Annotated in this window: 24 protein-coding genes; 19 read left to right on the top strand and 5 right to left on the bottom strand. The window is 55.0% G+C overall.

Annotated elements, in window-relative coordinates; translation table 11 throughout:
* Positions 1-891 precede the first annotated feature (891 nt).
* Positions 892-1,095 carry a helix-turn-helix transcriptional regulator gene (locus HV213_RS27055; RefSeq protein WP_016240318.1) on the bottom strand — a complete coding sequence of 68 codons (204 nt, stop codon included), beginning with the start codon at positions 1,093-1,095 and terminating at the stop codon, positions 892-894.
* 412 nt (positions 1,096-1,507) lie between these two features.
* Positions 1,508-2,095, bottom strand: coding sequence for an NAD(P)H-dependent oxidoreductase (locus HV213_RS27060; protein WP_181483961.1), 588 nt, complete (start codon positions 2,093-2,095; stop codon positions 1,508-1,510).
* Positions 2,096-2,209: 114 nt separating this feature from the next.
* Between HV213_RS27060 and HV213_RS27065 the strand changes: the two genes are divergently transcribed.
* Positions 2,210-2,806 (top strand): TetR/AcrR family transcriptional regulator, encoded by a 597-nt coding sequence (locus HV213_RS27065; RefSeq protein ID WP_181483962.1) that lies wholly within the window; start codon positions 2,210-2,212, stop codon positions 2,804-2,806.
* A 32-nt stretch (positions 2,807-2,838) separates the two neighbouring features.
* Here HV213_RS27065 and HV213_RS27070 read toward each other — a convergent pair whose 3' ends face one another.
* Positions 2,839-3,621 carry a DsbA family protein gene (locus HV213_RS27070; protein ID WP_181483963.1) on the bottom strand — a complete coding sequence of 261 codons (783 nt, stop codon included), beginning with the start codon at positions 3,619-3,621 and terminating at the stop codon, positions 2,839-2,841.
* 222 nt (positions 3,622-3,843) lie between these two features.
* Between HV213_RS27070 and HV213_RS27075 the strand changes: the two genes are divergently transcribed.
* The 3 genes from HV213_RS27075 to cbpM all read left to right on the top strand — a co-directional run bounded on the left by HV213_RS27075 (position 3,844) and on the right by cbpM (position 6,019).
* Complete coding sequence (locus HV213_RS27075) at positions 3,844-4,524, top strand: TerC family protein (protein WP_181483964.1); 681 nt, start codon at positions 3,844-3,846, stop codon at positions 4,522-4,524.
* A gap of 269 nt (positions 4,525-4,793) precedes the next feature.
* The gene (cbpA, locus tag HV213_RS27080; protein WP_181483965.1) at positions 4,794-5,714 is read left to right on the top strand and encodes a curved DNA-binding protein; all 921 of its coding nucleotides are present in this window, start codon (positions 4,794-4,796) and stop codon (positions 5,712-5,714) included.
* A complete protein-coding gene (gene cbpM / locus HV213_RS27085) occupies positions 5,714-6,019 on the top strand; it encodes a chaperone modulator CbpM (RefSeq protein ID WP_181483966.1) in 306 nt (101 codons plus the stop codon). The genes cbpA and cbpM overlap by 1 nt, the downstream gene beginning before the upstream one ends.
* 97 nt (positions 6,020-6,116) lie before the next feature.
* On the opposite strand, the gene HV213_RS27090 is transcribed toward cbpM, so the two are convergent.
* Entirely contained in the window at positions 6,117-7,463 is a 1,347-nt protein-coding gene (locus tag HV213_RS27090) for an alpha-glucosidase/alpha-galactosidase (protein ID WP_181483967.1), read from the bottom strand.
* A gap of 238 nt (positions 7,464-7,701) precedes the next feature.
* Here HV213_RS27090 and melR point away from each other — a divergent pair, with 238 nt between their 5' ends.
* The gene (gene melR, locus HV213_RS27095) at positions 7,702-8,643 is read left to right on the top strand and encodes a transcriptional regulator MelR (protein WP_181483968.1); all 942 of its coding nucleotides are present in this window, start codon (positions 7,702-7,704) and stop codon (positions 8,641-8,643) included.
* A gap of 51 nt (positions 8,644-8,694) precedes the next feature.
* Here melR and proP read toward each other — a convergent pair whose 3' ends face one another.
* Positions 8,695-10,197, bottom strand: a complete 1,503-nt coding sequence (gene proP, locus HV213_RS27100) for a glycine betaine/L-proline transporter ProP (protein ID WP_181483969.1) — start codon at positions 10,195-10,197, stop codon at positions 8,695-8,697.
* Between the two features lie 539 nt (positions 10,198-10,736).
* On the opposite strand from proP, the gene HV213_RS27105 reads away from it, so the two are divergent.
* From HV213_RS27105 to HV213_RS27170, 14 genes are all read left to right on the top strand, one after another.
* Positions 10,737-11,072 (top strand): zinc ribbon domain-containing protein YjdM, encoded by a 336-nt coding sequence (locus HV213_RS27105; protein ID WP_110274523.1) that lies wholly within the window; start codon positions 10,737-10,739, stop codon positions 11,070-11,072.
* A 213-nt stretch (positions 11,073-11,285) separates the two neighbouring features.
* The gene (yjdN, locus tag HV213_RS27110) at positions 11,286-11,720 is read left to right on the top strand and encodes a VOC family metalloprotein YjdN (RefSeq protein WP_181483970.1); all 435 of its coding nucleotides are present in this window, start codon (positions 11,286-11,288) and stop codon (positions 11,718-11,720) included.
* 396 nt (positions 11,721-12,116) lie between these two features.
* Complete coding sequence (gene phnF, locus HV213_RS27115; RefSeq protein WP_181483971.1) at positions 12,117-12,842, top strand: phosphonate metabolism transcriptional regulator PhnF; 726 nt, start codon at positions 12,117-12,119, stop codon at positions 12,840-12,842.
* Complete coding sequence (gene phnG, locus HV213_RS27120) at positions 12,843-13,295, top strand: phosphonate C-P lyase system protein PhnG (RefSeq protein ID WP_181483972.1); 453 nt, start codon at positions 12,843-12,845, stop codon at positions 13,293-13,295.
* The gene (gene phnH / locus HV213_RS27125; RefSeq protein WP_181483973.1) at positions 13,292-13,876 is read left to right on the top strand and encodes a phosphonate C-P lyase system protein PhnH; all 585 of its coding nucleotides are present in this window, start codon (positions 13,292-13,294) and stop codon (positions 13,874-13,876) included. Before phnG ends, phnH begins: the two co-directional genes overlap by 4 nt.
* Positions 13,876-14,940 (top strand): carbon-phosphorus lyase complex subunit, encoded by a 1,065-nt coding sequence (locus HV213_RS27130; RefSeq protein ID WP_181483974.1) that lies wholly within the window; start codon positions 13,876-13,878, stop codon positions 14,938-14,940. The genes phnH and HV213_RS27130 overlap by 1 nt, the downstream gene beginning before the upstream one ends.
* Positions 14,933-15,781 carry an alpha-D-ribose 1-methylphosphonate 5-phosphate C-P-lyase PhnJ gene (locus HV213_RS27135; protein ID WP_181483975.1) on the top strand — a complete coding sequence of 283 codons (849 nt, stop codon included), beginning with the start codon at positions 14,933-14,935 and terminating at the stop codon, positions 15,779-15,781. Before HV213_RS27130 ends, HV213_RS27135 begins: the two co-directional genes overlap by 8 nt.
* On the top strand, positions 15,778-16,536 hold the full coding sequence (gene phnK, locus HV213_RS27140; RefSeq protein WP_181483976.1) for a phosphonate C-P lyase system protein PhnK: 759 nt from the start codon (positions 15,778-15,780) through the stop codon (positions 16,534-16,536). Before HV213_RS27135 ends, phnK begins: the two co-directional genes overlap by 4 nt.
* A gap of 202 nt (positions 16,537-16,738) precedes the next feature.
* Positions 16,739-17,425, top strand: coding sequence for a phosphonate C-P lyase system protein PhnL (gene phnL, locus HV213_RS27145; protein WP_181483977.1), 687 nt, complete (start codon positions 16,739-16,741; stop codon positions 17,423-17,425).
* Positions 17,422-18,558, top strand: coding sequence for an alpha-D-ribose 1-methylphosphonate 5-triphosphate diphosphatase (gene phnM / locus HV213_RS27150; protein ID WP_181483978.1), 1,137 nt, complete (start codon positions 17,422-17,424; stop codon positions 18,556-18,558). Before phnL ends, phnM begins: the two co-directional genes overlap by 4 nt.
* The gene (gene phnN, locus HV213_RS27155; RefSeq protein ID WP_181483979.1) at positions 18,558-19,121 is read left to right on the top strand and encodes a ribose 1,5-bisphosphokinase; all 564 of its coding nucleotides are present in this window, start codon (positions 18,558-18,560) and stop codon (positions 19,119-19,121) included. The genes phnM and phnN overlap by 1 nt, the downstream gene beginning before the upstream one ends.
* Positions 19,122-19,139: 18 nt before the next feature.
* Positions 19,140-19,898, top strand: coding sequence for a phosphonate metabolism protein PhnP (gene phnP / locus HV213_RS27160; protein WP_181483980.1), 759 nt, complete (start codon positions 19,140-19,142; stop codon positions 19,896-19,898).
* 290 nt (positions 19,899-20,188) lie between these two features.
* The gene (locus HV213_RS27165; protein WP_181483981.1) at positions 20,189-20,413 is read left to right on the top strand and encodes a hypothetical protein; all 225 of its coding nucleotides are present in this window, start codon (positions 20,189-20,191) and stop codon (positions 20,411-20,413) included.
* The gene (locus HV213_RS27170) at positions 20,413-20,763 is read left to right on the top strand and encodes a low molecular weight protein tyrosine phosphatase family protein (protein ID WP_181486509.1); all 351 of its coding nucleotides are present in this window, start codon (positions 20,413-20,415) and stop codon (positions 20,761-20,763) included. The genes HV213_RS27165 and HV213_RS27170 overlap by 1 nt, the downstream gene beginning before the upstream one ends.
* Positions 20,764-20,766 lie beyond the last annotated feature (3 nt).

Here is a 20,766-nt window from a genome sequence, read left to right on the forward strand (position 1 = left end):
CCCGCTCTAGTTTTCCATTCCATTTTTATTTATTTTTTGTACTAGTAGTACTAGAATTTTATCAGCTTAGGTTCTGGGGTTTTAGATGGCGACTTTCAGTCGTAGTAGTTTTCCGTCAGGAAAACTTAGTTTTTCTTTAAGCATTCCCCCCCTACCCCCCACGCCAAAAATGGAAAGATAGAAGATGCTCATTGCGTCTTGAAAATATTCAGAACGTTTCCATTCTGATACTTCCCCCACGACCCACGCAAACAATACCATTGTTATTTTAAAACACTTCTCGTTTTACTAAAGAAGCTATACTAATGTTCTAAAAAACTTTAGGTATTGCGATTCAGGTTGGCAGCTACGTATCACCCGGCACTGCCACAATAACATAAGAACCGCCAATCACTTGAGGAACCTTCATTCTTATACCTGATACAGCAGGTTTTAACGTTATTGCTTTTGAGGATTAAAAAGGGTTCTGGAAATGGTATTTAAAAGACTTGTAAAAAGTTGGGATTTAGATTTGACAAATATAAGTTGATTAGATAATACTTTATTTATATTTGTAATCACGTTCTCGTATAACTGATTACAAGACTTAAAAAAGTCAGCGAAAACTTTTTTAGTCCTTAAAAAGTCAGATTTAATATCTGGCTTTTTTTGTATCTTTATTCTTTATAGATCTCTATATATTACCTGTCAATATAGAATGAAAAATATTTTAAACATCATGATCAATTAGATAAAAGAAAACAAAAAAGGCTGGATTTTATCCGGCCTTTACTCGAAGTATTTAATATTTTCCATATATAGCCTTAAAACGCTCTGTATGCGATTTTAGACGTTTTACACTATAAATAGTGTAATCATATTCAAGATAACAAATAGTAAGTGAGAGTGTTTTTACGCAGCCTGATTACGTGAATAAAAAATCTTTTCATCAATCCACGCATCGATTTCACTTTCAATAAATGCGATAGATCGTTCACCTGTTTTTACGGGAGCCGGGAAACTATTATTTTTAATCAGTCGATAAATCCAAGCTCTGCAAAATCCTGTGCGATCGATTACCTCAGAGATACGGATTAGTTTTGTTTTTTCTTTCATATATTTTTCCTTTTGTTATTTGATGGAATGTATTATTCGAATATCGCTTATGACGATCAACACCTATTTTTGGCATTTTCATGGCTTTTAGAGTGGAAACGGAGATAAAAGAAGATAACTTAATTAAAAACAATTAGTTATCCTTTTTAGCAAAAAGTGCTTTTTTATTTGACAACACGATGTTTACACTATCTAAAAACCGATGTTTACTGATGTCTACTAACGAATAATAGCGTAACTTATTGATTTAAATTGACAACACCTATGATTTGTTGGTAAATATACGTTGGTAAAAAACACTACATACTTATTTTTATTCGATAAAACATAGGATTGTATACATGTTCGATTCCGAGTCCGGCACCACTATTTAAAGAACCCAGCCTATGGCTGGGTTTTTGCTTTTCTGCTTTCAGCTAAACATCGTCCTTCCAAGCTGATGCCCCGCTTCCAGATGAGCTTCCGCCGTTTCCAGTTCCGGCAACAACATCATCTGAGAACTCACCACCGTAGCTCCGCAATAGTCAAAAATTCCATGGGAGATTTGTGCATTAAACGCATCCGTAAACCCATGCTTATCATACGTTTTCTGATTCGCTGCGCCTAAGGCAACCAGATGCACCCGCAGGTGGCCCAGCTTCTTCACTACGTTACCATCGGCGGTCTCCTCATAAGCCCAGCCATTTGAGAACACGCGATCGATCCATCCTTTTAGCAGCCCTGGCATCGACCACCAATAAATAGGGAAAACCAGCACCAGCGCATCGGCGTTGTCGATCCGGGCCTGTTCAGCAATCACATCTGCCGGCGTGACGTCGGTTTGCAGGAAAGCTGCGATATCCGGCGCAGCAAAAACGGGGTTAAAACCTTCCTGAGTTAAATCAGCGAGTTCAGCAGTATTGTGCGGGTTAGATTCAGCGACCCCTTGGGCAATCGCCGTGGCGACGCTATGCGTCAAAGAAGTGTTGAGGGGGTGAGAAACCACGATTAATGCATGCATGACGGAGACTCCAGTTGCCATATGACGATATCGGACGTAGTCTTATATACTAACAGTAACCTACCAATGGTAAGTTACCTTTGGTATATAAGCTTGTCAACGGGAGAATGCTCTATGTCTGAACCACTCGTACGGCAGCGTTTATCGCGAGAAGAGCGGCACAAGCAACTGGTTGATGTCGCCTGGCATATTATTCGTGAAGAAGGGACCGAAGCCCTGACGCTAGGCTACCTGGCGACACAGGCGGGCGTCACCAAACCGGTGGTTTACGATCATTTTGACAGCCGTTCGGGACTTTTCGCCACACTTTATACCGAGTACGACCAACGCCAGACGGTGAAGATGGATGAGATATTGCGCAACACCGAGCCTGATGCGGAAAAACTGGCCTCGGCGATAGCCAACGCTTACATCGAGTGCGTGTTACATCAGGGACGGGAAATGCCGAGCGTGATGGCCGCGCTGGCCGGGACGCCTGAGCTGGAGAAGATCAAACAAGAGTGCATCGCCACATTTACCGCAAAATGCCGGCAATACTTTTCACCGCTTTGTGGGAGCGATAATCTCAGCAAGGCCGCCATTCTTGCCATGCTCGGCTCCGCTGACGGGCTAGCGGCCGCGGTAGTGAACGGCGTCATCACAGAACAACAGGCTAAAGATGAGCTATTTCAGGTGATTATGTCGATGTTGCAGCGCTGCTGCCGTGGTTAAGAAGCGTCCGCTGGCGGCGGACGCTTTGCTTATCAGCCGCCTGCTTTCTTAATCGCCGCATCCAGCGAGGCTTTATCCGCCAGTCCTGGGAACACGGTAATCGTCGCTTCCGTGGCACCCGTTGTTGGCATCACGATAACCCCGGGCGTGCCGCTCAGGCCGATTTCCTGCGCCAGTTGATTCGTGCCATCCAGCACCGCTCCAACATCCGTCGCTTTTTTCGCGTCGAAATTCACTTTCTTCGCCTGCTGCTGGATGTCGGCAGCCGTCAGCTTGCCTTCGTTATGCCCGGTGGAATAGATCCCGTTGTGGTAGGTCAGATAGGCCTCTGCGCCCTTCTGCTGGTAAATCTGCAGGCCGGTTTTCGCCGCTTCCAGAGAGGTTTCCCAACGGCTGCCGAAAATAGGCCACTCTTTGAAAGCGAAGCGGGTTTGCGGATTCTCTTTGATCACCTGCTCCATAACCGGCGCCAGACGACTGCAGTAAACGCATTGATAATCAAAGAACTCAATGACCGTCACTTTGCCCTCTTTAGGGCCATAGGTCGGCGTATTTTTATCCTGAGTCAGTGCGGCGGCGTTCTTCAGTACCGCCTGAGTTGCGGCGCTGGCCTGCTGCTGCTCCTGAATCTGTTGCAGCTTCTGGCTGGCCTGCAATAGCACTTCAGGATGCGCGACTAAATATTCTGCGGCAATTTTGCCAATACGGGCTTCCTGTTCGGGCGTGAAGGTTGGCGCATCAGCGGCATTCGCCATCACCGGAAGCAGAGCGGCGCCAATAAAGGCGAGTGTCAGTAAATTCTTATGGCCGGGCATGTGGGTAGTCCTTGCGATAGGTAAATGGCAGGTGAGTCTTACGCACAAAATATCATCCTTTGCCGGCGAATCATCACCAGACAGGGCAATGATTGGTAACTATATTTTTCAATAACCAGATACGCTCCAGCTTTCCGCCCGGTGGTCAACGCAACCGAACGGGAGTACGCTTCGCCCCCTGCTTTTCCCGGTGGGATCCTTTTTTAGTTAGATGAGTTGGGTATGAACGAGTTTTTCAGTCAGTGGGACGTGGCGGTTATTCTGCTGCAAATTATTGCTATCGACCTGCTATTAGGCGGCGACAACGCGGTGGTGATCGCGATGGCCTGCCGTAAGCTGCCGCCACATCAGCGAACCAAAGCCATTATTGTCGGCACCTTCGGCGCGATAGTCGCGCGAGTGCTGCTGCTGGCAGTGGCTATCTATTTGCTCTCGTTACCGTGGTTAAAAGTGGTCGGTGCGCTGATGCTGCTGTGGATTGGCATCAAGCTGGTCACTAACCAGGAAGAAGAGAGCGAAGTCAGCAGCTCCAGCAGCCTGTGGCGCACCGCGGTCACCATTACCGTCGCCGATGTGATTATGTCGCTGGATAACGTACTGGCGGTTGCCGCAGCCGGGAAAGGCCACCTGGGGCTGGTCGCGTTGGGTGTACTGATCAGCATCCCGATTATCGTCGCAGGCAGTAAACTGGTGCTGGCGATCCTTAACCGCTTCCCGTCCGTGGTGATGCTGGGCGGCGCGCTGATTGGCTGGATTGCCGGTTCGATGATGGTGACCGACGTGACCATCGTACATCTGTTCCCCAACGCGCCCGCGGCTCTCACTTTGATTAGCGGTGCCATCGGCGCCGCTCTGGTGCTGCTGGAAGGGTTGCGCAGAAACCGCAGGCCCTCCGCCGAATAGCGTCCGCTCCGACGCCGTCAATCCCGACGGCGTCAAGTTTGCGCCACTTTTCCCTCCCATCCGCTCTCATTTGCCCTACGCTTATTAAAGACACCTGATCCAGAGATCTGTAACCGTAATATTGCGCATATACCCTAAATAATTCGAGTTGCAGGAAGGCGGCGACGCAGGGAATCCCCAGGAGCTTACTCCAGTAAGTGACAGGGGTGAGCGAGGAAAGCCAACGCACATGCGACTTGAAGCATGACGGGTAAAAATGAGATAACATCATGGAATTAAAGGATTATTATGCCATTTTAGGGGTTCAGCCAACGGACGATCTGAAAACCATCAAGACCGCCTATCGCCGTCTGGCACGCAAATATCACCCCGATGTCAGCAAAGAAACCGAGGCCGAAGCCAAATTCAAAGACCTCGCCGAAGCCTGGGAAGTGCTCAAAGACGACCAGCGCCGCGCCGAATATGACCAAATCTGGCAGCACCGCAACGATCCGCAGTTTGGTCGTCAGCAGCAACACTCCCACGAGCAGAGCTACAGCCAGCAGGACTTCGACGATATTTTCTCAACCATGTTTGGCCAGCAGGCACACCACAGCCGCCGCCAGCACGGCGTCCGGGGGCACGATTTAGAGATCGAAGTCGCGGTATTCCTCGAAGAGACTCTGGCCGAGCAGACGCGCACCATCAGCTATAAGCTGCCGGTTTATAACGTCTTTGGCATGGTTGAAAGCGAAACGCCGAAAACACTGAACGTGAAAATTCCTGCGGGCGTGGTTGACGGTCAACGCATCCGCCTCAAAGGCCAGGGCACCCCCGGCGAAAATGGCGGCCCGAACGGCGACCTGTGGCTGGTGATTCATATCGCTCCGCATCCACTATTTGATGTCGTCGGCCATAATCTTGAAATCGTCCTGCCGCTGTCGCCGTGGGAAGCTGCGTTAGGTACCAAAGTCACCATCCCGACGCTGAAAGAGAGCATTCTGCTGACTATCCCACCGGGCAGCCAGGCCGGGCAGCGCCTGCGCGTGAAAGGTAAAGGGCTGGTCAGTAAAACCACCACCGGCGATCTGTATGCGGTGATTAAAATCGTTATGCCGCCAAAACCAGATGAGAAGAGCCGCGAACTCTGGCAGCAGCTGGCCGATGCGCAAGCCAGCTTCGAGCCGCGTAAGACATGGGGGAAAGCCTGATGGCTAAGATAACAGTGACGTTCACGATTACCGAGTTTTGTCTCCACACCAGCGTTTCCGAAGAGGAGCTGAACGAAATCGTCGGCCTCGGCATGATTGAACCACGCCAGCCGCAGCGGGAAAACTGGCTGTTTGATGATAGCGCGGTGACGCTCGTTCACCGCGCCCTACGCCTGCGACAGGAGCTGGAACTGGACTGGCCGGGCATCGCCGTCGCCTTAACGCTGCTGGATGAGAACGCGCGCCTGAGCCGCGAAAATCAAATCCTGCAGCATCGGCTGGCGCGCTTTCTGACGCACAGTTAACGTCCGCAGACGGCGGTGAACCCGTAGCCCGGCTAAGCGCAGCGCGAGCCAGGAGAAAAACTCAAAGCCGCCATCCGGCACAAATACCGCACAATAATTAACCACGCACCCACGCCGGCAGCCAGTCGCCGTGGCTGTCAATCAGGTCATCTACCAGGGCGTAAATCTCTTCAATACCTAGCACCGCCGCCGTATGCGGGTCCATCATGGTCGCGTAATAGACGTAGTCACGGTTCTCGGTGAGGATCGCCTCCGTCAGCAGGGTCTGAACGTTGATATTGGTTTGCATCATCGCCGCCAGATGGGCGGGCAGCTTGCCCACTTTGGTCGGCTGAATGCCGTTAGCATCCACCAGACAGGCCACTTCCACGCAGCACCCCTGCGGCAGATTGTCGATAAGATTATCGTTGCGCACGTTGCCGTACACCACGCTCGGCTCACCGGTCCAGATGGCGTTCATAATGGTGCTGGCGTATTCGCGCGACGGCTTCACCTCAATACGCTCGCTGGTTTTATACAGCTCCAGCTCCTTGTGCCAGTTTGCCACTTGCTCCACGCAACGTTTCGGGTATTCGTCCAGCGGTATCTGATAACGCTCGATAAGGTCCTCACGCCCCGGCTTGATAAACCACGGCGTGTATTCCGCGAAGTGCTCGGAGGATTCCGTCACGAAGTAGCCGAGCTTTTTGAACATCTCGTAGCGCACGATATTCTGGCAGCGCGAATCCTCGCGGTGCTTCGGCGCGCGGCCCTCAGCAAACGCCTGCAACATCTCCGGATAAATACTGACGTAGCTGCCGTCACCAAGCTTTTTCTCCAGCGACAGGTAAAAAGCCATATGGTTGATACCGGCGCAGCGGTAGCGTAAATCCGCCGGGTCGAGGTCCAGATCGTGGGCCAGCTCCTCCGCCGTCCCCTGCACCGAATGACACAGCCCAACCTGCTTAATATGTGGATAGCGGGCATACATCGCCCAGGTATTCATCGCCATCGGGTTGACGTAGTTAAGCATCGTGGCGTTCGGGCAAACTTCAGTCATGTCGTCGCAAATGCGCCACAGATGCGGAATGGTACGCAGCGCGCGCATGATCCCACCCGGGCCAAGGGTATCGGCAATGGTTTGCTCCAGGCCATGCAGCTTACAGACTTCAAAATCGGTCACCGTGCAGGGCTGATAGCCGCCGATCTGGAAGGCCACCACCACGAAATCCGCATCCTGTAGCGCCGCTTTCTGGTCGCGATAGCAGCTGATTTCGCCGTCAGCACCGAGTGAATCCATCAGTTTACGCACCACAGTATGTGACTCTTCCAGACGGGTCGCATCCCGATCCATCAGGGCGATATGCGCCGATTTCAGAGCCGGACGTTGAAAAACATCACCAAGAATATTTTTGACGAACACCGTCGAACCGGCACCGATAAAGGTAATTTTTGGGGCAGACATAGGGCTCTCTCCATAAGGTCATTGAACGGTGACAGAGTGGCACGCCGGGCCTTTGCCGCGCTGCCCTCTTCCCCCTGGAGCATTCCCGGAAACTCAGATCGACTATCCACAAGCATAAAATATGAGTTTTTGGGAATGAATCGGCGGAAAAGAAGAGAAAACGGGCCGTTATTTCGACTAAGATGAGGACTCACTGGCGCAAAAAATCGGCAAGTATGATGATTCAGGAACCCACATCATGATTGATAAATCCCACGCGGCGCAGCCTGCCGACTCCTATATGAGCAGTAGCGATGAGCATCAGCCCCGCAGCCCGCTGGCGCTCTACTCTGAATATCAGCGGATGGATATCGAACTGCGCACGCCTTATGCGATGACTGCCAGCCACTGGCACGGTCAGGTGGAGGTGAACGTACCCTTCGATGGCGATGTGGAATATCTGATCAACGATGAAGTGGTACGCATTAAGCAGGGCTATATCACGTTGTTCTGGGCCTGTACGCCTCATCGGCTGACCCGCCCCGGCGACTGCAAACAGATGGCTATCTTTAACCTGCCGATGCATCTGTTTTTGTCCTGGCCGCTGGACCGGGAGCTTATCAACCACGTCACGCACGGGATGGTGGTGAAATCGCTGGCCGCCCAACAGTTGAGCGTGTTTGAAATCCAGCGCTGGCAGCAGGAGCTGAATAGCGACAATGAACAAATCCGCCAGCTAGCCATTGATGAGATTGCCCTGATGCTCAAGCGTCTGAGCCTCTCCGGTTGGCAGCCGATTCTGGTGAACAAAACCTCGCGTACACACAAGAACAGCGTTTCGCGCCATGCTCAGTTTTACGTTAGCCAGATGCTGGAATATATCGCCGCCCATTACGATCAGGCGCTCACCGTTGACGACGTCGCCGAACATGTGAAGCTGAATGCCAACTACGCGATGGGGATTTTTCAGCGGGTGATGCAGCAGACCATGAAGCAGTACATTACGACGATGCGCATTAATCACGTTCGCGCTCTGCTCAGCGACACCGATAAAACCATCCTTGATATTGCCCTGGCCGCCGGTTTTCGCTCCAGCAGCCGCTTCTACAGCACCTTTAACAAGTATGTCGGCATGCCGCCGCAGCAGTATCGCAAGCTGAGCCAACAGCGTCGCCACAGCCTGCCGCCCGCAGAGGCATAAAAAATGCCGCCGGGGAAAGCCCGCGGCGGCATGATTCACAACGCTAACAGATTAGTCGTTAATGCGCGGGTGCTGCTGCACCAGGCGAGAACGTTTTTCCTGCAGATCAGAGATTTCCTGATCGATATCTTCGATTTTATGCTCGATGTTATCGTAGTGCTCACCGAGAATTTCTTTCGCTTCCTGGATATCGGACGCCGCTGGCGTCGCCCCTTTCAGCGGGCGGTTGGCGGTCTCTTTCATCGTCAGGCCAGTCAGCAGACCGATGACCGCAATCACCATCAGATAGTAAGCTGGCATCATCAGGTTCTGCGTGGTTTCCACCAGCCAGGCGGCCAGGGTTGGCGTCAGACCCGCAATCAGCACCGAGATGTTGAAGGCGCTGGCCAGGGCGCTAAAGCGAATATGGGTCGGGAACATCGCCGGCAGCGACGAAGCCATCACCCCGATAAAGCAGTTCAGGATCACCGCCAGCAACAGCAGGCCGGCAAAAATCAGGCCGAGAACGTTACTGTTAATCAAGATAAAGGCCGGAATCGACAGCGCAAACAGCGCAACGCTACCCACCAGAATAAACGGGCGACGACCAAAGCGGTCGCTGAGCATACCGATAACCGGCTGCACGAACAGCATCCCGACCATAATCGCGATAATAATCAGCACCCCGTGGTCTTCCGAATAGTGCAGGTTATGCGACAGGTAGCTCGGCATGTAGGTCAGCAGCATGTAGTAGGTGACGTTAGTGGAGATCACCAGACCGATACAGGTCAGCAGGCTGCGCCAGTGTTTGGTGGCGATTTCTTTAAACGAGACTTTTGGTCCTTCCTGCAGGCCTTCACGATCGCCCTGCTCCATGCTATCAACATGCTGCTGGAACGCCGGGGTCTCTTCCAGCGCGTGGCGCAGATAAAGACCAATAAGCCCTAACGGCAGCGCCAGGAAGAACGGGATACGCCAGCCCCAGTCGAGGAAGTTCTCTTCGCCCACCACGCTGGAAATCAGCACCACCACGCCTGCACCCATGACAAAACCGGCAATCGAACCGAAGTCCAGCCAACTGCCCATAAAGCCACGCTTGCGGTCAGGCGAATATTCAGCGACGAAGATGGATGCACCGGTATATTCCCCGCCTACCGAGAAGCCCTGCGCCATTTTACACAGCAGCAGCAGGATCGGTGCCCAGATACCAATGGTGGCATACGAGGGAATAAGACCGATACAGAATGTACTTATCGACATAATGACGATAGTTATCGCCAGAATCTTTTGTCGACCATATTTATCGCCCAGCATCCCGAAGAACAGGCCGCCTAGCGGACGAATTAAGAAGGGAACGGAGAATGTACCGAGTGCGGCAATCATCTGCACGCTGGGGTCTGCACCGGGGAAAAAGACTTTACCTAAGGCATACGCAACAAAACCATAAACCCCAAAATCAAACCATTCCATCGCGTTACCCAGCGACGCTGCGGTAATCGCTTTCTTCAGTTTGCTGTCATCAATGATGGTCACATCCCGAAGCGTGATGGGCTTTACTTTTTTCCTTTTAAGCATAATTTTCCTCTTTTGCTCTCGCCTTGAGCGCACGAATCTCCGCCGAATGACAAGGTCATTCGCGTCATGCGTTGGGAGCGGCGAATTGCTGTGCTCCACCTTTCAAGCGTAGCAGGTTTGCCTGCACTGTCTGCTGACAGTCTGTACAACCGAACCTGTTGACGCCTGCTCTGGCCATAAATGAATAAACGGAGTCGCTATAAGTATGGTGAATTTGCGATCTCGCCTTTTTACCCTAACAGTGTTTAATTATGGGATCAACTTCACAAAAATTTACCTACCCTTAAACAGAGTCACCCGAAACCAATAAGTTCAATGAATATTGGAAGTTAACGATACATTTCCGGAAATATCTGGCGGATTTTATGGAAATAACCCGGCGGTTTTTCGCGATATATATTTGCTTTCTTCTCCGAGAACGCCCGTAAAAAAGGCCCGACAAAAGTGCGGGATTGCGTTATAATCAGCGTTACTTTCGGCTATCAGCCACCATTTAATGGACCAACGTCCTGTTTTACCCAGTAATCGCGAGGAACGTCATGTCACTGCCACACTGCCCAAAATGCCATTCTGAATACACTTATGAAGACAACAGCATGTTTATCTGCCCAGAATGCGCCCATGAATGGAACAATGCCGAGCCTGCGGACGATAACGACGCGCTGGTCGTCAAAGATGCCAACGGTAATTTACTGGCCGACGGCGATAGCGTTACCGTGGTGAAAGATCTGAAGGTTAAAGGTAGCTCTTCTATGCTGAAAATCGGCACAAAAGTGAAGAATATCCGCCTCGTTGAAGGCGATCATAATATTGACTGCAAAATCGATGGTTTTGGCCCGATGAAGTTAAAATCTGAATTTGTTAAAAAGAACTGATTTATTTCCTGCCCGGCGTCGCTATTATTCCCCAGCGCACGCCGTCGGGCGGGAATATATTTCTCGGTAGAAAAATCTGAAAAGTGGTCATTATTCCCCGGTCACCCTGCGCTTACCTGCTGGCCGTATCTGGTATTCCGCCGCTGCCGCCTGGCTTAATTTTGCAATCCCCTTCTACGCTTAATGAGATATTCGTTACCTGAGGTAATGGTTATGCCCTTAAGTCCCTACATCGCTTTTAGCGGCAACTGCGCCGCAGCCATCGCGTTCTACCAGCAGGCATTGGGTGCTGAGCTCATCCACCAAATCACTTACGGCGAAATGCCGCAGGATATACAGGACGCCGAAGACGGTTGCCCTTCGGGCCAGCATCTCGCCGCCGACGGTATCGCCCACGCCAGCCTGCGCGTGGCGGATAGTATCCTGATGCTCAGCGACAGCCCCTCCAGCAAAACGGAGCGCTACGCCGGGTTTACCCTCGTGCTGGACCCGAAAGATATTGAGGAAGGTAAACGCTGGTTTGACGGCCTCGCCGATGGCGGACAGATAGAGATGGTCTGGCAGGAAACCTTCTGGGCTCACGGTTTCGGTAAAGTGACCGACCGCTTCGGCGTCCCGTGGATGGTCAACGTGGTGAAAGAGCCTTGAAGCCTATATTTCCCCCCTCACCCTAACCCTCTCCCCAAAAGGGAGAGGGGACCGCCTGGCGCTGTTTTTTTATTACTCAGCCGTTCTACAAACTGCCGACTCCGAACCCGCTTTTCTCCCTCTCCCCAAAAGGGAGAGGGGACCGTCTGGCGCTGTTTTTTTATTACTCAGCCGTTCTACAAACTGCCGACTCCGAACCCGCTTTTCTCCCTCTCCCTCCGGGAGAGGGCCGGGGTGAGGGTCAGCGCGCAGATATCCCCTCGCCTTGTCATCCCACTGGCACCCACTCTTCATCCTCCGGTCATCATGTTTTAACCGAAATGTAACAATAATCCGTCAGGATCGGCCCACGCTCAGAGGGAAAAACCTTCTTGTCCTTAGTGAGGCTCGATTGACATGTACTTATCCAGACATCCGACCAGTTACCCGACACGATATCAGGAAATTGCCGCCAAACTTGAGCAAGAGCTTCGCCACCACTACCGCTGCGGCGACTATCTTCCCGCTGAGCAGCAGCTGGCGACCCGCTTCGAAGTCAACCGCCATACCCTGCGCCGGGCTATCGATCAGCTCGTTGATCGCGGCTGGGTCCAGCGCCGTCAAGGCGTCGGCGTACTGGTGCTGATGCGCCCGATTGATTATCCGCTCAATGCCCAGGCGCGCTTTAGCCAGAACCTTCTCGAACAGGGCAGCCATCCGACCAGCGAGAAGCTGCTGTCGGTCCTGCGCCCGGCCAGCAGCCACGTGGCCGAAGCCTTTGCCATTAACGAAGGCGATAACGTTATTCACTTGCGCACCCTGCGCCGCGTTAACGGCGTCGCACTGTGCCTGATTGACCACTACTTTACCGACCTGCGCCTGTGGCCGGTGCTGCAAACCTTTACCCACGGCTCTCTCCATGACCTGCTACGCGACCAGCTTGATATCGAGCTGACCCGCGTACGCACCAAAATCAGCGCCCGCCGCGCGCAGGCTAAAGAGAGCAACATTCTCGGCATTCCCAACATGGCGCCGCTGCTGTGCGTGCGCACGCTGAATCATCGTCAGAACGAACAGAGCGCGACGGAGTACTCCGTCAGCCTGACCCGCGCCGACATGATTGAATTCACGATGGAGCACTGAATGCACTTTAATACCGCTACCCGCCAGCGCTGGATGTCCGTGCTGGCCCACAGTGAACCACAAGAACTTGCTGCGCGGATGCAAACGCTAAACCTCGCGCCGCAGTATGAGCTGATTCGCACCCCGGAAACCGGCCTGGTGCAGCTACAGGCGCGCATGGGCGGCATCGGCGATCGTTTCTTTGCTGGTGATACCACATTAACTCGCGCCGCGATTCGCCTGGCCGACGGAACGCTCGGCTATAGCTGGATCCTGGGCCGCGACCGTCCGCACGCCGAACGCTGTGCGGCTATCGATGCCCTGATGCAGTCGCCACACCATTTTCACACCCTGATGGAAACCCTGATAACCCCGCTGGAAGAACAACGTAGCGCGCGCATTGAAGCCCGACGCGCCGAAGTCAACGCCAGCCGGGTCGACTTCTTTACTCTGGTTCGCGGAGATAACGCATGACATTACAACCCGCTTTTACCCTGGCTGTGCAGGACGCCCAACACAGTTTCCGCCGTCTGCTGAAAGCGATGAGCGAGCCGGGGGTGATCGTCTCCCTGCAACAGCTCCAGCATGGCTGGCAGCCGCTAAACGTCGCCTCCACCAGCCTGTTGCTGACGCTGGTCGATCACGACACGCCGGTCTGGCTGGCTCCAGCGCTGCGTAACGACCTCGTCGGGCAGAATCTACGCTTTCATACCGGCGCGCCGCTGGTTGAACAGCCGCAGCAGGCGACCTTCGCCATCGCCAACGACAGCATCAGCGCCGAACAGTTGAACGTGCTTTCTGCCGGAACCGTCGTCGCCCCTGAAACTGGTGTGACGCTGATTGTCCAGCTTGCCAGCCTTAGCGGCGGACGCATGCTGCGTCTGACCGGCGCGGGTATCGCCGAAGAGCGCATGATCGCCCCGCAGTTGCCGGAATGCATTATTGAAGAGTTGACCGAGCGCCCGCACCCGTTCCCGCTGGGCATCGACCTGATCCTGACCTGCGGCGAACGGCTGCTGGCCATCCCGCGCACCACCCATGTCGAGGTCTGCTAATGTACGTAGCCGTCAAAGGCGGTGAGAAGGCAATCGTCGCCGCTCACGCCCTACAGGAACATAAACGCCGGGGCGATGGACGGCTTGCACAAATCAGCGTTGAACAGATTACCCAGCAGCTCAATCTGGCGGTGGACCGGGTGATGACCGAAGGCGGCATCGCCGACCGGGAGCTGGCAGCGCTGGCGCTGAAGCAGGCCAGCGGCGATAACGTTGAAGCCATCTTTCTGCTGCGCGCTTACCGCACCACGCTGCAAAGGCTGGCGGTCAGCGAGCCCATCGATACCGCCAATATGCGCCTTGAGCGCCGAATTTCGGCGGTCTATAAAGATATCCCCGGCGGCCAGATGCTCGGCCCGACCTACGATTACACCCATCGCCTGCTCGATTTTACCCTGCTGGCTAACGGCGAAACGCCGCCGCTGGCAGCCAACAGCGCACCACAGGAACCGACGCCGCACGTCTTTAATCTGCTGGTCCAGCAAGAACTGGCAAAAGCCGAGCAAGATAGCAACGCGCAGCCCGATGATATCACCCGTAATCCGCCGGTTTATCCCTGCTCGCGCTCGTCGCGCCTACAACAGCTGGTGCGCGGTGACGAAGGCTATCTGCTGGCGCTGGCCTACTCCACCCAGCGCGGCTACGGGCGCAATCATCCGTTTGCTGGCGAAATCCGTAGCGGCTACGTCACGGTGGAAATTACCCCCGAAGAGCTGGGATTCACTGTCAATATCGGCGAACTGCTGATGACCGAATGTGAAATGGTTAACGGCTTTGTCGACCCGCAGGATGAGCCGCCGCACTTTACCCGCGGCTACGGCCTGACGTTTGGCATGAGCGAGCGCAAAGCGATGGCGATGGCGCTGGTGGACCGCGCGCTCCAGGCGCCGGAGTACGGCGAAGAGGTGGCGGGCCCCGCCCAGGACGAGGAGTTTGTGCTGGCTCATGCCGATAACGTCGAGGCCGCCGGTTTTGTTTCGCATCTCAAACTTCCCCACTATGTCGATTTCCAGGCCGAACTGGCGCTGCTCAAACGCCTGCAACGGGAGAATCCACGTGGCTAACGCGCTGACCGGTTACAACTTTGCTTATCTCGACGAACAGACCAAACGCATGATCCGCCGCGCTATCCTCAAAGCTGTGGCGATCCCCGGTTACCAGGTGCCGTTCGGCGGACGCGAAATGCCGATGCCCTACGGTTGGGGAACCGGCGGTATTCAGCTTACCGCCAGCGTCATTGGTGAAAACGACGTGCTGAAGGTCATCGATCAGGGGGCCGACGACACCACCAACGCGGTGTCGATTCGCCAGTTTTTCAAGCGCGTCACCGGCGTCGCCACCACCGAATGCACCGAAGACGCCACGCTGATCCAGACTCGTCACCGGATCCCGGAAACGCCGCTGGCTGAAGATCAGATCCTGATCTTCCAGGTGCCGATCCCGGAGCCGCTGCGCTTTATCGAGCCGCGCGAAACTGAGACCCGCACCATGCACGCGCTGGAGGAGTACGGCGTGATGCAGGTGAAGCTGTACGAGGACATCGCCCGTTTCGGCCATATCGCCACCACCTACGCCTATCCGGTAAAGGTCAATGGCCGCTACGTGATGGACCCGTCGCCGATTCCTAAATTCGATAATCCGAAGATGCATATGATGCCTGCGCTACAGCTGTTTGGTGCCGGGCGCGAAAAACGCATCTACGCTGTGCCGCCCTATACCCCGGTGGAAAACCTCGATTTCGACGATCACCCTTTTACCGTTCAGGAGTGGGATGAGCCGTGCGCCATCTGCGGGTCGCGCCATAGCTATCTTGATGAAGTGGTGCTCGACGACAGCGGCAAACGAATGTTTGTCTGTTCCGATACCGACTATTGCCGCCAACAGAGCGAGGCGCAGAAAAAATGAGTCATCCATTACTGGCGGTCAATAACCTGACCCACCTTTATGCGCCGGGCAAGGGCTTCAGCGATGTGTCGTTTGAACTGTGGCCGGGCGAAGTGCTGGGTATCGTCGGCGAATCTGGTTCGGGGAAAACCACTCTGCTGCAGGCGATTTCCGCCCGCTTGACGCCGCAGCAGGGCGAAGTGCTGTATCAGAGTCGTTCGCTGTACGCGATGAGCGAAGCGGATCGCCGTCGCCTGCTGCGCACCGAATGGGGCGTAGTGCATCAGCATCCGATGGATGGCCTGCGCCGCCAGGTGTCGGCGGGGGGCAATATCGGCGAGCGCCTGATGGCGACCGGCGCGCGGCACTACGGTGATATTCGCGCCACCGCCGAGCAGTGGTTGCAGGAGGTAGAGATCCCGCCTTCACGCATTGACGACCTGCCCACCACCTTTTCCGGCGGCATGCAGCAGCGTTTGCAGATCGCTCGCAATCTGGTGACCCAGCCGAAGCTGGTGTTTATGGATGAGCCTACCGGCGGGCTGGATGTTTCGGTACAGGCACGCCTGCTCGACCTACTGCGTGGCCTGGTGGTGGAGCTGAATCTGGCGGTGGTGATTGTCACTCACGATCTCGGCGTCGCCCGCCTGCTGGCTAACCGCCTGCTGGTAATGAAGCAGGGTCAGGTGGTGGAAAGCGGCTTAACCGACCGGGTGCTCGACGATCCGCATCACCCCTACACCCAGCTGCTGGTGTCGTCGGTATTGCAGAACTGAACGTATATCACTCCCCGGTCGCGCTGCGCTTACCGGGGCTACAGGTTCCGGGCCATCTGCGGGCCGGTAGCCCGGACGGGCGCACCGCGCCGCCTCCGGGAATTCCCCGGTCACGCGGCGCTAACTGGAACCACTGAATCGGTAGCCCGGATAAGGCGTTTACGCCGCTATCCGGGGAAACTCAGGCACGATGAGGCAACAAATGAACGCCATCCGCGTTGAAAACGTATATAAAACCTTTGTTCTGCACCAGCAGCACGGCGCTCATCTGCCGGTTCTCGCCGACGCCTCGCTGACCGTCAATACCGGTGAATGCGTGGTGCTGCACGGCCACTCCGGCAGCGGAAAATCAACCCTACTGCGCTCGCTGTACGCCAACTACCTGCCTGATAGCGGCCACATCCATATTCGCCACGGCGACGAATGGGTCGATCTGGTCAGCGCCTCGCCGCGTAAAGTGCTGGAAGTCCGTAAAACCACCATCGGCTGGGTCAGCCAGTTTTTGCGGGTGATCCCGCGCATCTCGGCTCTCGACGTGGTGATGCAGCCTCTGCTCGAACTGGGCATTCCGCGCGAAGAGAGCGCCTCACGGGCTGCCCGCTTGCTGACGCGCCTGAACGTCCCTGAACGCCTGTGGCACCTGGCTCCTTCCACCTTTTCCGGCGGCGAACAGCAGCGCGTCAACATCGCCCGCGGCTTCGCTGTCGATTACCCGATTTTGCTCCTCGACGAACCTACTGCCTCGCTGGACACGAAAAACAGCGCTGCGGTAGTGGAACTGATTAACGAAGCCAAAGCGCGCGGCGCGGCCATCGTCGGCATTTTTCACGACGAGGCAACGCGTAACCAGGTCGCCGACCGCCTGCACCCGATGGGGATTTCAGCATGATTATCAATAATGTAAAGCTGGTCCTCGAAGATGAGGTGATCAACGGCTCGCTGGAAGTGCAGGATGGCAGGATTTCTGCCTTTGCCGAAAGCCAGAGTCGCCTGGCAGAAGCGATTGACGGCGAAGGCGGCTGGCTGCTGCCGGGGCTTATCGAGCTGCACACCGATAATCTCGACAAGTTTTTCACCCCGCGCCCCAAGGTGGACTGGCCCGCCCACTCGGCGATGAGCAGCCACGACGCGCTGATGATCGCCAACGGCATTACCACCGTGCTGGATGCCGTCGCCATTGGTGACGTGCGCGACGGCGGCGACCGTCTGGAAAATCTGGAAAAGATGATCAACGCCGTGGAAGAGACGCAAAAGCGCGGTCTCAACCGCGCCGAGCACCGACTGCATCTGCGCTGCGAGCTGCCGCATCACACCACTCTGCCACTGTTTGAGAAGCTGGTTAGCCGCGAGCCGGTAAGCATGGTCTCCCTGATGGATCACTCACCGGGCCAGCGCCAGTACGCCGACCGCAGCAAATATCGCGACTACTACCAGGGGAAATATCATCTGACCAACGAAGAGATGGATAAATTCGAAGAGGAGCAAATGGCGCTGGCGGCAACCTGGTCGCAGCCGAATCGGCAAACCATCGCCGCCATGTGCCGTGAGCGCAATATCGCGCTGGCCAGCCACGACGACGCGACCCATGAACATGTGGTCGAATCGCACCAACTTGGCAGCGTGATCGCCGAATTTCCCACCACATTAGCCGCTGCGCAGGCATCGCGTCAGCACGGGATGAACGTCCTGATGGGCGCGCCAAATATCGTACGCGGCGGCTCGCATTCAGGCAATGTCGCCGCTCATCACCTGGCGAGCAACGGCCTGCTGGATATTCTCTCTTCCGACTATTATCCCGCCAGCCTGCTGGATGCCGCTTTCCGCATCGCCGATGACGACGGCAACGCGTTTACCCTCGCCCAGGCTATTCGTCTGGTGAGCAAAAACCCCGCGCAAGCGCTGGGACTGCACGATCGCGGCGCAATTGCCGAAGGTAAACGCGCGGATCTGGTGCTGGCACATCGCCGCGGCGAGCATGTCCATATCGATAGCGTCTGGCGTCAAGGTAAGAGGGTCTTCTAATGACAGGGAAATTGATTTGGCTGGTCGGCCCATCCGGCTCCGGCAAAGATAGCCTGCTGGCGGCGCTTCGCCAGCGCGAGCACCCGCAGCTACTGGTGGCGCACCGTTATATTACTCGCCCGCACAATGCGGGCTGTGAGAACCATATTGCCCTCAGCGAGCATGAGTTTTTCACCCGCGCCGAGCAGCATCTGTTTGCGCTTAGCTGGCACGCCAATAACAATTACTACGGTATTGGCATCGAGATTGACCTGTGGCTGCACGCCGGGTTTGACGTCGTCGCTAACGGCTCCCGCGCTCATCTGGCGCAGGCAAAAACGCGCTATGCTGACGCCCTGCTGCCCATCTGTTTGCAGGTTTCGCCAGAAGTACTACGTCAACGTCTGGAGCAGCGCGGGCGAGAGAACGAAACGGAGATCGCTCAGCGGCTGGAGCGCGCCGCCCGTTATACGCCGAGCGCGTGCCTGCCCCTCAACAACGATGGCCGTCTGAGCCAGTCGGTGGATGCCCTGGTGTCGCTGATCCGCGTTCACGGCAACCAACACGAACAGCAGCTTGCCTGAATGACGCGAGGTGAAAACATGAGCCTGACTATCCGCTTAACCGGCACCGGCAGCGCGCAGTTGGTGCCGGTTTTCGGCTGCGATTGCCCCGCCTGCCGCCGCGCCCGCAGCGACGAAGCGCATCGCCGTCGCCCCTGTAGCGCGGTGGTCAAATTCAACAGCGCGGTAACGCTGCTCGATGCCGGGCTGTCGGATCTGATGGAACAATGGCCCGCCGGTAGCTTTCAGCAGTTTTTGCTCACCCATTATCATATGGATCATGTTCAGGGCCTGTTCCCGCTGCGCTGGGGCGTGGGCAAGCCTATTGCGGTCTACGGCCCGCCTGATGAACAGGGCTGCGATGACCTGTTTAAGCATCCGGGGCTGCTCGATTTTAGCCACACCGTCGAGCCGTTTGTCATGTTTGAGCTGCAAGGACTACGCGTGACCCCGCTGCCGCTAAACCACTCAAAACTGACTTTCGGCTATCTGCTGGAATCAGCCCATAGCCGGGTTGCCTGGCTGTCCGACACCGCCACTCTGCCGGAAAAAACGCTGAAGTTCCTGCTCAACAACCAGCCGCAGCTGATCATCATCGACTGTAGCCACGAGCCGAGCCCGCAGCCGCCGCGCAACCACTGCGATCTCAACACCGTGCGGGCGATTAATCAGGTGATTGGCTGTCCGCGAGTGATACTCACCCATATCAGCCATCGGTTCGATGCGTGGATGATGGCACATTCTCTGCCTGCGGGATTTGAAGCGGGGTTTGACGGCATGGAAATTGTGCTGGATTAAGATCCTATCCCATTAGGGCTATTTTGAACCAGGGCAGTGCTCAGACAAAACTCACTAAATTTTGAAAGTCCTTCAGGACGGTCCGAAGAGGGAGCGTAGCGAATCATCCTCACGAACTACGTAGGCCTGTTAGCCGGTCTTGTCATGGGAGGGTTAATACCTTATCTGCCGGGAATGAAGTCGGAGGAAAACGCTGGATAAACGGTCCCCGACAGCGTTAACATAACAGCGTTTTACTCTCCGTATTATCGCGGCTGCTGAACCCCGATTAATCTGAGAGAGAAAATACAATGGAAACAACCCGTAACCGGGATTGGCGCATTGCGCAAAAGCAGCGCAATAAGTCTCGCGATGCTCACTCCGCCCTTTTACGTTTTCGTAGTGAAAAAAACTGGAAGCTGCTCTATATGCGTTCAGAAAAATTGCTACGAGCCGTGCAGTTGGGAATGGAATATCCCCGTAAAACCCGTCGCCAATTGGCGCAACAAGGAATAGAAGAGCTGTTATCAAATTGATCAACGTGCTTTTTGTTTGTAGCCGCAATCAATGGCGAAGCCCTACGGCGGAACAAGTGTTCCGCCGCTATCCCGGTATGAACGTTCGCTCTGCGGGCACTAGCCGGAACGCCAGAAAACCCCTTTCCCCTGAACTCCTCCATTGGGCGGATATCATCTGCGTGATGGAGCAAAAACATAAAAATCGTCTTGTCGCCGAATATCGTCGCCTGGTCGAGAATAAACCACTTTACGTGCTGGATATCCCCGACGACTATAGCTATATGGATCCCGAGCTCGTCGCGCTGCTGGAAGAGGTTGTCCCCACCCTGCCCGAACTAAACTCGCGTTGTACCGCCACTTCACCCTGACTT

The organism is Klebsiella sp. RHBSTW-00484 (genome assembly GCF_013705725.1).
In the GTDB taxonomy this organism is placed as follows: domain Bacteria; phylum Pseudomonadota; class Gammaproteobacteria; order Enterobacterales; family Enterobacteriaceae; genus Klebsiella.

Excerpts from the sequence above, each read along its gene's own strand:
- melR (WP_181483968.1), top strand. The coding sequence starts at position 7,702 with ATGATTGATAAATCCCACGCGGCGCAGCCTGCCGACTCCTATATGAGC.
- phnL (WP_181483977.1), top strand. The coding sequence starts at position 16,739 with ATGAACGCCATCCGCGTTGAAAACGTATATAAAACCTTTGTTCTGCAC.
- proP (WP_181483969.1), bottom strand. The coding sequence starts at position 10,197 with ATGCTTAAAAGGAAAAAAGTAAAGCCCATCACGCTTCGGGATGTGACC.
- phnH (WP_181483973.1), top strand. The coding sequence starts at position 13,292 with ATGACATTACAACCCGCTTTTACCCTGGCTGTGCAGGACGCCCAACAC.
- phnG (WP_181483972.1), top strand. The coding sequence starts at position 12,843 with ATGCACTTTAATACCGCTACCCGCCAGCGCTGGATGTCCGTGCTGGCC.
- HV213_RS27055 (WP_016240318.1), bottom strand. The coding sequence starts at position 1,095 with ATGAAAGAAAAAACAAAACTAATCCGTATCTCTGAGGTAATCGATCGC.
- phnF (WP_181483971.1), top strand. The coding sequence starts at position 12,117 with ATGTACTTATCCAGACATCCGACCAGTTACCCGACACGATATCAGGAA.
- HV213_RS27090 (WP_181483967.1), bottom strand. The coding sequence starts at position 7,463 with ATGTCTGCCCCAAAAATTACCTTTATCGGTGCCGGTTCGACGGTGTTC.
- HV213_RS27070 (WP_181483963.1), bottom strand. The coding sequence starts at position 3,621 with ATGCCCGGCCATAAGAATTTACTGACACTCGCCTTTATTGGCGCCGCT.
- cbpA (WP_181483965.1), top strand. The coding sequence starts at position 4,794 with ATGGAATTAAAGGATTATTATGCCATTTTAGGGGTTCAGCCAACGGAC.
- cbpM (WP_181483966.1), top strand. The coding sequence starts at position 5,714 with ATGGCTAAGATAACAGTGACGTTCACGATTACCGAGTTTTGTCTCCAC.
- HV213_RS27165 (WP_181483981.1), top strand. The coding sequence starts at position 20,189 with ATGGAAACAACCCGTAACCGGGATTGGCGCATTGCGCAAAAGCAGCGC.
- phnN (WP_181483979.1), top strand. The coding sequence starts at position 18,558 with ATGACAGGGAAATTGATTTGGCTGGTCGGCCCATCCGGCTCCGGCAAA.
- HV213_RS27065 (WP_181483962.1), top strand. The coding sequence starts at position 2,210 with ATGTCTGAACCACTCGTACGGCAGCGTTTATCGCGAGAAGAGCGGCAC.
- HV213_RS27060 (WP_181483961.1), bottom strand. The coding sequence starts at position 2,095 with ATGCATGCATTAATCGTGGTTTCTCACCCCCTCAACACTTCTTTGACG.
- HV213_RS27105 (WP_110274523.1), top strand. The coding sequence starts at position 10,737 with ATGTCACTGCCACACTGCCCAAAATGCCATTCTGAATACACTTATGAA.
- phnK (WP_181483976.1), top strand. The coding sequence starts at position 15,778 with ATGAGTCATCCATTACTGGCGGTCAATAACCTGACCCACCTTTATGCG.
- phnM (WP_181483978.1), top strand. The coding sequence starts at position 17,422 with ATGATTATCAATAATGTAAAGCTGGTCCTCGAAGATGAGGTGATCAAC.
- HV213_RS27075 (WP_181483964.1), top strand. The coding sequence starts at position 3,844 with ATGAACGAGTTTTTCAGTCAGTGGGACGTGGCGGTTATTCTGCTGCAA.
- phnP (WP_181483980.1), top strand. The coding sequence starts at position 19,140 with ATGAGCCTGACTATCCGCTTAACCGGCACCGGCAGCGCGCAGTTGGTG.
- HV213_RS27130 (WP_181483974.1), top strand. The coding sequence starts at position 13,876 with ATGTACGTAGCCGTCAAAGGCGGTGAGAAGGCAATCGTCGCCGCTCAC.
- yjdN (WP_181483970.1), top strand. The coding sequence starts at position 11,286 with ATGCCCTTAAGTCCCTACATCGCTTTTAGCGGCAACTGCGCCGCAGCC.